Raw genomic sequence first — 13,642 nt, 5'->3', positions numbered from 1 at the left:
GACGCGGTCTTACTCTTTATGAGAAACGCGTTCTGCAGGGGTTTCTTCCGCTGAGGTACGTGCTGCACTGGAATCTTCGTCTTTCATAGCCTTTTTAAAGCCTTTGATTGCGGAGCCCAGATCGCCACCCAGAGAGCGTAACTTGTTGGTGCCAAAAAGCAGTACGATAAGCGCACCGATAATCAGCAGCTTGGCAATACTGATACCTTCCATATTTAACCTTATAATCTGACGAATAACGGTAATGACTATTTAGGCGCAGTTTAGGGGCAACCTCAAGCGGAATCTGTAACAGAGTAAGAAAACGTCCGACGCATTTTATGCGCTACGCTTTGCCCGTTCCCCTGCGCCTCGGGGATCAACGCGCCGGATCCAGCTCTGGCCGGGCAAAGCGACGGTTCTCCAGCACCGGCAGCAGAGCCCTCGCCGCCGCAATGCGCTGTGGGTCCAGATCGGCAACGATCAAAGCAGGCGACTCCGCGGCGCGACTTATGGGTACGCCCAGCGGATCGATCACCATACTGTTGCCAATATTACGTGCGCCGCACTCGCCCACCGCCAATACATAACAGGTATTTTCCAGCGCTCGCGTTCGGGTGAGTAAATCCCAGTGCATCTCTTTTAGCGGTCCTCTGACCCACGCTGATGGCACGACCAGCACGTCAGCACCATCCAGCACCAGACGTCGTGCCATTTCCGGAAACCGCACGTCATAGCAGGTCATCAGCCCAACGTTCATGCCCGCCACGGGCACCAACGGCGGCACGTCCTGACCGGCCTCAACCCGCGCCGATTCCTGCATTGAAAAGGCGTCGTACAGATGCAGCTTGCGGTATTCCGCCAGAATCTTGCCGTCGCGAATGACTACCAGAACGTTAAAGACTTTATGGCTGTCGCCCGGCACATGCATCCCGAACACGGTCGTCAGCGTCTGCCCCTGGCTGGCGGTCAGTAACTGGGTCAGAAACGGGCCGTTCAGCGGTTGGGCCGCTTCCCGTATCCAGTCAGGGTTGGTCATATCTGTGGCCAGCACGGCCTCCGGTAGCACCAGCAGATCGGCGCTGGCTTCCCGGGCTTGTGCCATCATGTTTATACAGGCTTGCGCATTCTCCTGCCATTCCCGTTTAACGACAAACTGACCCAGCGCGACTTTCATTCGTCATCCTCCCTGCCGACAGCAGCCCTGCTGTGGCGCTTATAATGGCTGTAAGGCTTTCACATGGTAGCGTGGTGATTCAACATACCCTTCGCGGCCATAAAACTGGTTGGCTTTAAGGCGTGACGCATGACAATGTACTTCCATGCGATCACAGCCATGTTGCGCCGCCAGCGCTTCAGCCTGCTTAAGCAGGCGTCTGTCCCACCCCTTTGCTGCGCTCACCATCGGCAATACAAAAATAGCTGATGCGGGCAAAATCACCGGCCAGGGCCAGTTGTGGGATGAAGTGCATAGAGAGAAAACCCAGCACCTGATTACCGTGTTCGGCCACCAGCAGCGTTTCACTGGGATCGGTTATCAACTGGGCAAGGCGCTGTTCAATAAACGACTCTGTGCCGCCATAACCTAATTCACTTAACAGCGCGCTCAACACGAAACTGTCCCTGGCCTGGGCGGGGCGAATATTCATCCTGTCACCTCTTCCTCTGCGATGTAGAAAGGTAGTTATAACCCGATCAGCCCGAAAATGCTGCCTCGGGAGGTTGTTATAATTATGTTACAGGAGCTATCTGTGACTGGTAGCGCAATTTATGCGCTGAAATACCGTCCTGACGGCGGATAAGCGGCTGGCTGGATTAAGAAAGGTAGCAGGAAAGCAGCCGTTCGTGAGGTTAAAGTGAGCAGCACCGCAAGCAGGGTTCTCGCCGCAGCTAAAATCAGATTAACGCAGGCATAAAAAAACCCGCCAGAAGGCGGGTTTTTAGAATTCTGACTGTTAACTTACAGACTGATAACGTTAGCAGCAGATGGGCCTTTTGCGCCGTCAGTGATTTCAAACTCTACACGCTGACCTTCAGCCAGAGTTTTGAAGCCATTGCTCTGGATCGCAGAGAAGTGTACGAATACATCTTTGCTGCCATCTTCAGGAGTAATGAAACCGAATCCTTTAGATTCATTAAACCACTTAACGTTACCTTTAATCTTAGACATCTATATTACCTTTACATGAAAAATGGACACTAAACTGTGTCGTCATCTAGTACAGCAATTGCTGAAGGTTTTGTCCAGCCTGATTTGATGAAAAAGTGATAAATATCCATTTTATTTACCCTTCGGTGACTTATTCACTGGCGCGGACAGTTAAAACTGCCAGCGCACCCAGGCAAAATACACGTTCCCGTTGTTATAAGTCCCTGGAATGTAAGTCATTTGAAAGTTCACTGGACCGTAACCTACTGATGCCAGAGGTAATATAGCCGGGATGGGATAATATCCCCAGTTATCCCTTGCCGTTACCCCAACCGTATAGCCCAGTCCATAATGAAATGCCTGATTAGTGAGCGGGCGCCAGGTCGCTTCCCAGCCATAGCCTGTAAAGGGTTCCCAATGATTAAAGGAGTCTTTGAACGCCATCGCATAAAGACCATGCCAGTTCCCTTTTTCGTCGTAACGGGAAACGCCAACGCCCGCTCCCCAGGGACGTTCGTTGTAGCGATCAATATGCTCGCTGTCATAGGTCCAACGGTTGTGCCAGGTGATGGCAGGCACATAAAGATCGATGCTCTGCGGTTGTTCCCAGGTTTGCTGAACATTATCGCTAAAGGTGTTCCAGCCAGATTTGATTTGCTGGGTAAATGTGGCGGCCTGGAGGGAAAAAGAGACAAACAGGGCCAAAAAAGGGCCTGAAAAAAGAGATTTATTCACGTCAATGCTACCTGTATCGTTTCGATTAAATTCAGTATTCCACACTGAAACTCAGTAACGGAAAAACGCCTTCATCCCGGATACGTGTCCCTCTCCGGGTATTTTCAGCATGTAATTATCATTCATGTTACGGAAAAGTGGGGAAATTTTAACGTAAAAAATCTGAACACATCCCAAACGGCAAGGGCAAATAGCCGCTTACCTGCCCTTCAGCTAGCGAAACAGCAACTTACAGGCAACCGGGCTTACTGAGAAACCCGCTAAAATATGGTGTGTCCCTGTTACACTCCTCTATGAAACCGGGCGTTGATCCTGCTTGTGCGGGCGTACGAGGGCCTTGATGAGAAGAACAGCGATTGCGGCCACAACATACCTGGGGATGGCACAGCCGGTCGGGATGACGCAGAGATGCAGGCTGAAATACGAAGGGGAGAGAAACAACACACAGGAAAATTTTAGGCATCAGGCACCCGTCTGGATGCCCGTAAAAACACGATCAGAAGATGAGCTTAAACACGCCTGTCAGCGTCAGCAGTCCGACGATAAAAATGATGGCGATGATCCACAAAATTATTTTCATTTCATATCCCTTACCTAATAAAACAATCCCCTGACAGTATAGGCGAGATTTTGCCGTTTGCTTTTTGCCAGCCGTGATCGCATACCGGAAGGCAATAATCGGTTTTAGCGGTTTCTTTCTGTGAGAAGTATCGCATCGCGTGGCTTTAGTGCGGCCTGCCGTTTCGTTTTGCAGATTATTCCTGGCTAAAATTTATGCCGACAGGAAAGCCCGAGAATGTTGACAGTCCAAATGCAGAGCAGGGAGAGACCTTATGAGCAGTATTAATACCAGTATGGGCCGCTACAGCCTTAAGGCAAAGTACAGCGGCGACAAAATCAAAGGTTTTTTCGCCATCAATGATGAAGGCGGCACGCAACTGACCCGACAAGAGTTTGCGGAGCATTACCTTGATGATGTGGTCAACAATGTGATTTATCCGGTTACAGGCGGTAACCGTGAGATTGCCCGCGCACTGCGAGAAGAAATGGTGAAAGCGGGTTTTGAAGATGCAGATTAACCTTTTGGGCCGCCCGTTCTGTGCGGCCCTTTTGTTTTCTACGCTCTGATTTCTATACCACGTAAGAGAGCAACAAACAGCCCACCAGCCCACACACCGAAATAATGGTTTCCAGCGCAGACCAGGAGCGAAGCGTCTCGCCTATAGTCAGGTTAAAATACTCTTTAAATAACCAGAACCCCGGATCGTTAACGTGTGAAAAAATCACACTGCCCGAGCCCACCGCAATGACCATCAGTTCAGGGCTGGCACCGCTGGTCGCAATCAGTGGTGCCACAATGCCGCCTGCCGTAATGGCCGCAACGGTAGCGGATCCGAGTGCAATACGTAACACAGCAGCGATTGACCATGCCATGAAGAGAGGCGACAGATTAGTTGCATGCATCATACCGGCGATGTATTTATCCACGCAGCTGTCCACCAGGACCTGTTTAAAGGCACCGCCGCCGCCAATGATGAGCAGCATCATGGCGATAATCTTGATGGAGTCGCTCAGGGTATCCATGACCTGTTCCATACTGCGACCACGATTCAGACCGAAGGTGAAGATAGCAATCAGCACAGCAATCAGTGTCGCCATGATGGGATCGCCAAAGAACTCAGCATAAGGGAGCAAGGCATGCCCTTTAGGCAGAACCATTTCGGCCACCGCGCGCAGCGCCATCAGTATTACAGGCACAAGCGATGTCCAGACGCTGACCCCAAAGCCCGGCATTTCCGCTTCCGTGAAAGTTTTGGGGTTGTACAGGCCTTCCGGAATCGGTTTATCAATGCCTTTCAGGAAACGGGCATAAACCGGCCCCGCAAGAATCACCGTTGGAATGCCCAGTAAGGTGCCAAACAGCAGCGTTTTCCCCATATCTGCGTTGAACAGCGTCGCAATGGCGGTCGGGCCCGGATGGGGAGGCAGAAAACCGTGGGTTACGGACAGTGCCGCGGCCATCGGCACGCCCACAAACAGCAGCGGGACACGTGCTGATGCGGCGACGCTAAACACCAGCGGCAGCATTAAGACAAAACCGACTTCATAAAACAACGCAAACCCCACGATGAAGCCGGTCAGCACGAGCGCCCACTGAATATGCCGCGTGCCAAACTTCGCAATCAACGTGGTGGCAATACGCTGCGCACCGCCGCAGTCGGCCAGCAGTTTACCGAGCATCGCGCCAAAACCCATAATCAGCGCCAGACCGCCCAGCGTGCCGCCCACGCCATTTTTAATTGAAATAATCACTTTGTTGACCGGCATGCCCTGCATCACGCCCACCGCCAGCGCAACCAGAATCAACGCGATAAAACCATTAAGTTTAAAGCGAATCATCAGCAGTAACAGTAATGCCACGCCAATCGCCACATAGAGTAATGGCATAATTTTTCTCCACCTGATGCCCTGAATGATGTCAGTGCCGCTTGGTTATCGTGGTCCCGGAGGACGCTTAAAATCAGGGAAATGTCGTGACATTTATGTTTTGACACACCCTGTTACCGATAACATGTTAAGGGTAACATCCCGACTCGCGCATCACCCCGCCAGGGATGAATTTACGTTTTGCGAAGGTGATCAACTTTTTAACCGACCGCTATCAGAAAGTTTCTTGAGGCCTGACGTTGGGTTTTCGTTACACTCAAAGCTTAGCGAAGAGACAAAAGGATGCGCGGGTGAGTGACAATCTGAGTGAGCTGTACAGCAATCAACATACCCTTTTTGGCCGGGGAAGCCTCAGCAAGCTGATTCCTCTGCTGGCTGCCCAACCCCAGGCCACTCTGCTCTTTTGCGGCCGGTCATTTTTGCAGGGGGAAGCTTATGCACGTATCAAAACCACCCTGAACGATCATATTGTGGGTTATGAAATTGTCAGCCATGAGGCTTCCCCGGCGGATATTGATGGCTGGGTCACCCGCTGGCGAGGGCATGTTGATCGGGTCGTCGCGATAGGCGGCGGAAGCGTACTGGATGCGGCTAAAGCCTTTAGCGCCATGATTCAGCATCCACTCTCCACGGCACGTTATCTGGAAAAAGTCGGCGATACGGCGGTCACCCCGGTTACCCTTCCCCTCATCGCCGTTCCGACCACGGCGGGCACCGGCAGCGAAGTTACCCAAAACGCGGTGGTGACCGACCAGCAGGATATCCAGATCAAAGCGTCGCTGCGTCATCCGGTATTTGTGCCGCAGGTCGCCATCCTGGATCCCGACTTACTCAAAGGCGCCCCCGATACTGTGCTGGCGACCTGCGGGATCGATGCCTTCACACATCTGTTTGAAGCCTACCTGTCTGGCAAGGGCAACCACTTTACCCGTCAGATGACCTTGAGTGGGCTGCGTCAGTTTATCCAGGCCTGGCCGGCCTTGAACCAGTTGGATGAAACAGGCGATCGGGCGCGTGAGGCGATGATGATGGCTTCCTGGCTGGGCGGTGTCAGCCTGAGCACTGCCGGTCTGGGCGTGATTCACGGTATTGCGGGCGAGTTGGGGGCGATAAAGCCTTTCCATCATGGCGAAGTCTGCGGCAGGCTGTTATTCACGTTTCTGGACCATCTGGCCGTGAGCCAGCATCCTGAACAACGTCAGTTGATGGCCGACATGCATCAGCAGCTGTTTGGCACGCACACGGACTCTCCGGCACGTGACCTGAAAGCCTGGCTGCAACGTACCGCGATTACCGCATTCTGGCTGGATGGCCCGACGCTGAGCGAAGCGGACGTGGCCTGGATTCTGGCCCGCGCGAACAGTAAAAACAGTCTGATCAGCTACAGTAAAGATGAGATGCACGACATGCTTGTTCGTGCCTGGACCGTCACCGCGTAGCCCACGGGCGGGCGTTTTGCCCGCCCGCATCAGGCCCCTACCTCTGCTGCGCTGCCGCTGTATTGAACGGCGCTTCTTCTGCCAGCATCTGTTCAATCACCTGCAGGACACCTTCCTCATTGTTTCCGGGAGCCAAAAAACGCGCCGTTTGCTTTACCCGTTGCGGCGCATTGCGCATGGCGAAGCTGTACCCGGACTGCTGGAGCATTTCCAGATCGTTACCGCCATCACCAAAGGCCAGCACCTGATCGTGGGAATATGTCCCAGCGCTGTGCCAGCAGGTTCAGGCCATTGGCTTTATGCTGACCGGGCACGATTAAATCTACCGAGCCGTGACCGCTGGATGTGGCTGCTGCCGATCCTGCGTGCAGGCGACCAATATCCGCCATTAAAGGCTCGACGTAATCGTCTGACAGATTCAGCGCAAATTTCAGTATCCGATCGTCAGCCACCTCATCAAGCGTACGTATTGGCTTAAGCCGGTGACAGTAGTGACGCATCTTCACCAGCCACGTTTCATCCATTCCCTCAAAATAATAGGCGCTGTTTCGTCCACAAAGCAGATAACGCAGGTCGGGATAGTGTCCGTTTTTCAATGTATCGAGCACGGCATCAATGTCGCTGCGTGAGAACGCGCCACAGAACAGCTCTTCATCCCTGTCGATAATCAATGCGCCATTTTCAGCGACGAACGCGATCTCGCTGGCGATCTCAGGAAAAAACGACCGCAGTTGGTGGTATTGATTGCCACTGGCGACCACAAACCTGATGTTTCGCTGGCTGAGCTGGTGGTAACAGGCAAGAAAACGGGCGCGGTTGTACTGCTTTTTGTCATCCAGAAAGGTGCCGTCCATATCAACGGCAACCATTTTTACCGTGGTCATCAGAACTCCTTAGCAGGGAAACGTTCAGGATTCACTGTCAGAATAGCCTGATAATGCAGCGCATGTGGCATAAAAAAGGGATGGCATCTGCCATCCCTGTATGGTGATCAATGAAACGCGTTGTTGAGGATGAGTGAGGTGATAATGCCGGTGGCCGCTGCAATCAGCACATAGTTACCATCGATATCCGCCCAGTGCTGCCCTTCCGGTGGCTCTCTCAACCCGCGCTCACGCCAGTCATCGATCCGGTATCTGTCGCCGCAATATTCCCGTGGAACGGGTCGGCCGCGCCGGAATTCATGCCCTTCCCACGCAAACCGATCGTGGAACTGCGTTGTTGAGGTCACCACGATATCGGGAAGTAACCCGTAATAGACCAGCGCAGAGGGAATAAAGGTTGCGCAGATAGCTGCGGCGCCCAGACGGCCCACCACCGGCAGACGTTTGCCAAATTCACCGCAGGCAAAACCAAAAAAGGCCAGCGTGGCGACCATGACGACGATATCGCTGGCCAGTTTCCCGCTCAGGCAGTCCAGTGCAATGAGCACACCGGCCAGCACAAACAGGGGAAGAGGGATAATCCCGACTTTCCAGTTATCCATAATATGCCACCACTGCTCCTTCAGGGTTTTCCTGCGCGGTGAACGGGCCAGCGTATCAGACAGAAAAGAATTATCAGGTGAGCGCATTATTAACCTCTTTGCATCATCGTTTTTTTTCAGAATGCCGTGAAAAAAAGAGGAATTACGTGAAGGAGAAGGTATCTGGCATAAAGTTTTAATGGTGTTATTTCCAGAGCGTGATCCGCATCCTGATAATCGTCGTGGTGTTTATGGTTTTTATTCCCCGCAGCCGTTGTTTGTCCTTTGCTGACGCTTCCCCCTCCTCTGAAAACGATTTAATCCCATTAATATCAAACAGATAAACGCATGTAGTGTCTATTGTTAAAAAGATGATACATTGAAGTTATTATTCCAAAATGCGCGTGACAGTCATGAAATTGTCATTTCAAACGAAGCTGTTTCTTTCGCTCGTTGTTTTTTCGTCTGTCCTGTTCGTGTTACTGGGAAGCTATTACTACGTCAGCATCACCCGGCAGCTTTATCAGGCGATGAGCATGCGCGCGAAGGTGCAGGCAGACGAAATCGCGCTGATTCCGGAACTGAGAAAAGCGGTGGCGGATCGGGATATTCCGGCCATTAATATGCTGATGCGGGCTATTGCCCGGAAAAGCGATGCCAGTTTTATGGTGATTGGCGATAACCGTGGCCTGCACCTTTTTCACTCGGTGACGGCGGACCGGGTTGGCAAACCCCTGGTCGGCGGAGACAACGCGGCAGTGCTGGCAGGGAAAAGTATCACCACCATCCGGACAGGCGGACTGGGAATCTCCCTGCGCAGCAAATCGCCTATCCTGAACGATCGCGGGCAGGTGGTCGGTATCGTATCCGTTGGTTATCTCGCCCGCTATCTGGATGCCATCACGTTCAGCAACATGATCAACCTGCTGATCGTGGCGGCCCTGGTGCTTATCGCCCTGTTTATTTTCTCCTGGTTTTTCACCTGCAATATTAAAAAACAGATTTTCTCGCTGGAACCGCGCGAGATCGGCCTGATGGTCCGTCAGCAAAAAGCTATGATGGAATCGATCTATGAAGGCGTGATTGTCATCAATGAACACCTGCAGATCGAAGTGATCAACCAGGCCGCCCGAAAGCTGTTAGGCCTGTCACAGTCCGCCGAGGCGCTGCGAGGGCAGTCTGTCAGCCAGATCATTTCGCCCGTCCCCTTTTTATCGCAGCCCGTGATGCTGGAAAAAGATACCCACGATGAGATTAGTCAGTTTAATGCGCTCACCGTCATCGCCAGCCGGGTACGTATCATGCTGGAGGACGCGCTGATGGGCTGGGTAATCTCCTTCCGCGATTTTAACGACATCGACTCCCTTAGCGCCCAGCTCAGCCAGGTGAAACGTTATGTCGATAATCTGCGCATTATGCGGCATGAGCAGCTTAACCGTATGAACACGCTTTCAGGGCTGTTGCACATGGGGCGTTTTGAAGACGCGATTGACTACATTGAGGCGCAGTCAGAACACGAGCAGGAGTGGCTGGACTTTGTTTCCGCACGCTTCAGCTCGCCACTGCTGTGCGGCTTGTTACTGGGCAAAGCGGCACGCGCCAGAGAAAAAGGCGTTATCCTCCACTTTGATCCCGCATGTCTGATGGACAAGCCCTTTCCCCCACTGTCAGAGGCTGAACTGATCTCGGTCATTGGCAATTTGCTGGACAACGCGATTGAAGCCACGCAACGCGCCCCGATGCCTCATGAACCTGTTGAAGTGCTGATTAAGCTCAGCGCCCGTGAGCTGATCATCGAAGTGGCGGATCACGGCGTGGGCATTGCACCTGCCATCCGCGAACACATGTTTGAACGTGGCGTCACCACGAAAACCCGGGGCGATCACGGCATCGGGCTGTATTTAACAGAAAGCTATATTACCCGCGCAGGGGGCACCATTGAGGTCAGCGACAATGTGCCACGTGGCGCCATTTTCTCGCTGTTTATCCCCTGCGCGCAAACCCACCGCTGTCACGTAACGGAAACGGAGAAGGTCCGCGATGCAACATGAGCCTGTGACTGTCCTGATTGTGGAAGATGAGCCTGAACTGGCTCAGCTTCATGCCGAACTGATTGGTAAACACCCTGAACTCAGGCTGATCGGTATCGCCGGGTCACTCGCAGAAGCCAGACAGCAGCTTGCCATCAGTGCGCCACAGCTGCTATTGCTGGATAATTATCTGCCCGATGGCAAAGGCATCACCCTGATTGGCGATCCGTTGCTGGCCCACGCAAACTGTTCCATTATTTTTATTACGGCGGCCAGTGATATGGATACCTGTAGCCAGGCCATCCGCAACGGTGCCTTCGATTACGTCCTTAAACCTGTGTCCTGGAAACGGCTTAACCGCTCGCTTGCCAACTTTATCGCTTTCGCAGACCAGCAGCGCACATGGAAGATTGTCGATAAGAAAAATGTCGATGTCCTTTATCAGCTACAGGCGAAGAACTACCCGCACGATAACGGCAGCAAAGGTATTGAGGAAACGACTCTCGCGCGGGTCCAGACACTTTTTACGCCAGCCACCACGCGGCTTTTTTCGGTTGATGAGGTGATGACCGAAACCGGGCTCAGTAAAACAACCGCCCGTCGCTATCTGGAGCACTGCGTGGAAACCGGCTTTCTGACGGTAGAAATGCTGTATGGCAAAGTGGGCCATCCCAGGCGCATGTACAAACGGCCATGAACTGCGGCGCGCCACGCCGCCAGTGCAGCGGCTCGGTCCGGCGGCCTCTGCGGGGCAAAACATATCCCCCGCCCGCTGATGTCCATGGCCGCCATCGCCAGCTGACTGTAATCTGAAATAAAAAAAACTGTGCTTTGCTCTTCCCGTCATCCTTAAACTGATTACTATAGGTTTTCACCCGACTCCTATAGCGAAGCCCTCTCCGTTGAAAATGCGCACTCCTTATTTACTGGCTTTACTGGTTTCTTTGCTTCCCCTTAAAAGCACGGCGCAGGTTGCGCCCGATCCCTTACTGGCCTCCCAGATTGTCGATCGCTATGCAGAGCATATCTTTTATGCCAGTGGTGCCACCGGCATGGCCCTGGTGGCAATAGACGGTAATCAGCGCGTCTTTACCAGCTTTGGTGATACCCGGCCCGGCAACAATATTCGTCCGCAAAAGGATTCGTTAATTCGTATTGCCTCGCTCAGTAAATTAATGACCAGTGAGGTGATGGTAAAAATGGCCGAGCGCGGCGAGATTCGTCTGGACGATCCGCTGAGTAAGTATGCGCCTCCGGGAAAACGGGTCCCTGGTTTCGACGGTCAACCGATTCGGTTGATTAACCTCGCCACTCACACCAGTGGCCTGCCGCGCGAGCAGCCCGGCGGTAAGCCGCATCGTCCGGTTTTTGTCTGGCCTACGCAAAGTGAGCGCTGGAACTGGCTGAACACCGCCAGCCTGAAAGCGGCCCCCGGCACCAATGCGGCCTATTCCAACCTGGGTTACGATCTGTTGGGTGATGCGCTGTCACGTGCGGCGGGTAAACCCTATCCGGCCCTGTTTCAGCAGCTGATCACCCGTCCGCTGGGCATGAAGGACACCACGTTTACCCCGTCACCCGAACAGTGCGCCCGTTTAATGGTGGCGGAAAAAGGAGCCAGTCCGTGTAATAACACGCTGGCGGCTATCGGCAGCGGTGGCGTCTATTCAACGCCGGATGATATGGGACGCTGGATGCAGCAGTTTCTGAACTCCTCCGTAAATCGCCGCACGCCACAGATCGATCGCCTGCAGACATTAATCTACCGTCGCGATCAGCTTCACAAGGTGGATGGAATGGACGTGCCAGGTAAAGCCGACGCTCTCGGCATGGGTTGGGTTTATATGGGACCGTCAAAGGGGCGTCCGGGCATCATTCAGAAAACCGGCGGTGGCGGGGGTTTCATCACCTATATAGCGATGGTGCCGCAGAATAATGTGGGCGTTTTTGTGGTGGTGACCCGATCTCCCCTGACCCGCTTCACGCCAATGAGTGACGGTGTAAATAACCTGCTGGCGGAGTTGGTGGGCAATCAGACCGGTTCCCCCATGATGGTGCAGGCGATTCCTTAACGGCTGCCATCCGCAGAGGCTGACTGGCTTACCCAGAGCGTGGGCCAGTCATCGCTGCTGTGCCAGGCATCGCAGGTTGATTCTTCGGCATATTCCGCTAACACAAAGTGCTCACCGTTAAACTGCCAGCGGGACGCTGTACCGCAGTCGCCCAGTCCCCGCCCTTTACCAAAGGTGTAAAGCTGGCCGGTTGCCGCATCGTAATCCGCATTAATCAGCTCCAGCTGGCGCTCTCCTCCCTCGGGCGGCGTAAAGGGTAAAGTCAGGCTGACACCGCGTGCCACATAGGGCGGCGCGCGCGTCACTTCAAACGCCCGATCGATCACGTTATACGCCCCCATCTCACAGCTCACCAGCAGCAAGGCTTTTTTGTCCGTCAGCGGCGAGACGCTGACTTCGCGTCGCAGTGGATCGAGCGAACAGGTGTCTGAATTAACCCGCCAGGTGCCGTAATCAATCAGGCCACTGGTTTCTTCCCGCGTCAGCGGTACAGGCGCGGCCATGGGAGGTGGCAGCTGCGGAATCGCCGGAGCAGCAGGCACGCCGTTGCGTTCGCCCCGTCGAACCCAGGCGCTCATGCTATTCACCCGCCCCTGCACGTCGTCCATGTACAACAGGGCCGCTTTCATGCCACGCAATGAAACCTGTGGGCTGGCGCTGAACGTCAGCTGCAGATTTTTTGCATCCATGGTGAGTTCAAGAAATTCGTTAATGGCAATCGGGTTGCGGGTGGCAAGATGATGCGGCTCTACGTCCCAGTGCTTGAAATCAGGACGAAGACGACGCTGATCCACCAGCAGATTATCTTTGAGCGCCGGCCCCGGCAGCGCACCACTATAGGCACTGCCGTAATCAATACGTAACAGGGGCTGGTCATCCGCCCCGGCATGTCGCGACAGGGTCATCACCAAACCACGGTCACCCTGAGTGCTGCGCGCAACGCAAAAGGCCGCGTTATTGCAGGTTAACTGCCAGTCAGAAAACAGTTTCTGCACCGGATCAGCCTGGACGGCGGCGACCATGAATAAAGGCAACGCAAACAGCGATTTCATCCTGTACCACATTAAGAAAATCGAGCCCCAACTTCTCTGAGTGGAAGATGATAGCGCAATCACGCACGTCACGTGCGTTCGCATTCTGTGAAGTGCCCAGCAAGCGCAGCTAACTGCCTAAAAAACATCCATTTTGCAACAGCCGTAGCGCCCTGTCGTGCGCAATGCGGTCATCATGCGTATTCGTCAGCGTTCTCTCAATCGGATTCGTCGGACTATCCGGACAGGCAAAGCGGTCAAATACACATAAACGGGCAAAAGCGGGCATGATAG

13 protein-coding genes and 3 pseudogenes are annotated in these 13,642 nt (G+C 53.6%); 5 read left to right on the top strand and 11 right to left on the bottom strand.

Annotation, left to right across the window (positions count from 1 at the left end; genetic code table 11):
• Positions 1–9: 9 nt before the first annotated feature.
• The 6 genes and pseudogenes from tatE to F7Q90_RS28130 all read right to left on the bottom strand — a co-directional run bounded on the left by tatE (position 10) and on the right by F7Q90_RS28130 (position 3,443).
• The gene (gene tatE, locus F7Q90_RS13440) at positions 10–213 is read right to left on the bottom strand and encodes a twin-arginine translocase subunit TatE (protein ID WP_006118401.1); all 204 of its coding nucleotides are present in this window, start codon (positions 211–213) and stop codon (positions 10–12) included.
• 145 nt (positions 214–358) lie between these two features.
• The gene (locus F7Q90_RS13435) at positions 359–1,156 is read right to left on the bottom strand and encodes a deaminated glutathione amidase (RefSeq protein ID WP_006118400.1); all 798 of its coding nucleotides are present in this window, start codon (positions 1,154–1,156) and stop codon (positions 359–361) included.
• Between the two features lie 39 nt (positions 1,157–1,195).
• Positions 1,196–1,628 (bottom strand): annotated as a pseudogene (locus F7Q90_RS13430) (N-acetyltransferase family protein).
• 311 nt (positions 1,629–1,939) lie between these two features.
• Positions 1,940–2,149, bottom strand: coding sequence for a transcription antiterminator/RNA stability regulator CspE (gene cspE, locus F7Q90_RS13425; protein WP_006118399.1), 210 nt, complete (start codon positions 2,147–2,149; stop codon positions 1,940–1,942).
• A 150-nt stretch (positions 2,150–2,299) separates the two neighbouring features.
• Positions 2,300–2,833, bottom strand: a complete 534-nt coding sequence (gene pagP / locus F7Q90_RS13420) for a lipid IV(A) palmitoyltransferase PagP (RefSeq protein WP_167387062.1) — start codon at positions 2,831–2,833, stop codon at positions 2,300–2,302.
• 526 nt (positions 2,834–3,359) lie between these two features.
• A complete protein-coding gene (locus F7Q90_RS28130) occupies positions 3,360–3,443 on the bottom strand; it encodes a small membrane protein YohP (protein ID WP_019105993.1) in 84 nt (27 codons plus the stop codon).
• Between the two features lie 253 nt (positions 3,444–3,696).
• Between F7Q90_RS28130 and F7Q90_RS13415 the strand changes: the two genes are divergently transcribed.
• Positions 3,697–3,942, top strand: a complete 246-nt coding sequence (locus F7Q90_RS13415) for a hypothetical protein (protein ID WP_006118397.1) — start codon at positions 3,697–3,699, stop codon at positions 3,940–3,942.
• A gap of 52 nt (positions 3,943–3,994) precedes the next feature.
• Here F7Q90_RS13415 and gntT read toward each other — a convergent pair whose 3' ends face one another.
• Entirely contained in the window at positions 3,995–5,311 is a 1,317-nt protein-coding gene (gntT, locus tag F7Q90_RS13410; protein ID WP_006118396.1) for a gluconate transporter, read from the bottom strand.
• Between the two features lie 290 nt (positions 5,312–5,601).
• On the opposite strand from gntT, the gene F7Q90_RS13405 reads away from it, so the two are divergent.
• Complete coding sequence (locus F7Q90_RS13405) at positions 5,602–6,750, top strand: iron-containing alcohol dehydrogenase (protein WP_006118395.1); 1,149 nt, start codon at positions 5,602–5,604, stop codon at positions 6,748–6,750.
• A 37-nt stretch (positions 6,751–6,787) separates the two neighbouring features.
• Here the strand turns inward: F7Q90_RS13405 and F7Q90_RS13400 are convergent.
• The 3 genes and pseudogenes from F7Q90_RS13400 to F7Q90_RS26875 all read right to left on the bottom strand — a co-directional run.
• Positions 6,788–7,634: pseudogene (locus F7Q90_RS13400) on the bottom strand (Cof-type HAD-IIB family hydrolase).
• A 107-nt stretch (positions 7,635–7,741) separates the two neighbouring features.
• Complete coding sequence (locus F7Q90_RS26880) at positions 7,742–7,981, bottom strand: RcnB family protein (protein WP_237166130.1); 240 nt, start codon at positions 7,979–7,981, stop codon at positions 7,742–7,744.
• Positions 7,958–8,323: pseudogene (locus F7Q90_RS26875) on the bottom strand (2-hydroxycarboxylate transporter family protein); the annotation flags it as partial. The gene F7Q90_RS26880 and the pseudogene F7Q90_RS26875, both read right to left, overlap by 24 nt.
• Positions 8,324–8,628: 305 nt before the next feature.
• Here F7Q90_RS26875 and F7Q90_RS13390 point away from each other — a divergent pair.
• The 3 genes from F7Q90_RS13390 to ampH all read left to right on the top strand — a co-directional run bounded on the left by F7Q90_RS13390 (position 8,629) and on the right by ampH (position 12,317).
• Positions 8,629–10,266 carry an ATP-binding protein gene (locus F7Q90_RS13390; RefSeq protein ID WP_006118391.1) on the top strand — a complete coding sequence of 546 codons (1,638 nt, stop codon included), beginning with the start codon at positions 8,629–8,631 and terminating at the stop codon, positions 10,264–10,266.
• Entirely contained in the window at positions 10,256–10,942 is a 687-nt protein-coding gene (locus F7Q90_RS13385; RefSeq protein WP_006118390.1) for a response regulator, read from the top strand. Before F7Q90_RS13390 ends, F7Q90_RS13385 begins: the two co-directional genes overlap by 11 nt.
• A gap of 211 nt (positions 10,943–11,153) precedes the next feature.
• Positions 11,154–12,317 carry a D-alanyl-D-alanine-carboxypeptidase/endopeptidase AmpH gene (ampH, locus tag F7Q90_RS13380; RefSeq protein ID WP_170317965.1) on the top strand — a complete coding sequence of 388 codons (1,164 nt, stop codon included), beginning with the start codon at positions 11,154–11,156 and terminating at the stop codon, positions 12,315–12,317.
• Here the strand turns inward: ampH and F7Q90_RS13375 are convergent.
• Positions 12,314–13,381, bottom strand: a complete 1,068-nt coding sequence (locus tag F7Q90_RS13375) for a DUF1176 domain-containing protein (RefSeq protein ID WP_006118388.1) — start codon at positions 13,379–13,381, stop codon at positions 12,314–12,316. The genes ampH and F7Q90_RS13375 overlap by 4 nt on opposite strands.
• Positions 13,382–13,642: the final 261 nt, after the last annotated feature.

It is taken from the genome of Pantoea stewartii subsp. stewartii (genome assembly GCF_008801695.1).
In the GTDB taxonomy this organism is placed as follows: Bacteria; Pseudomonadota; Gammaproteobacteria; order Enterobacterales; family Enterobacteriaceae; genus Pantoea; species Pantoea stewartii.
The sequence above is the reverse complement of the archived record's forward strand: the minus strand, read 5'-3'. Positions and strand labels throughout refer to the sequence as shown.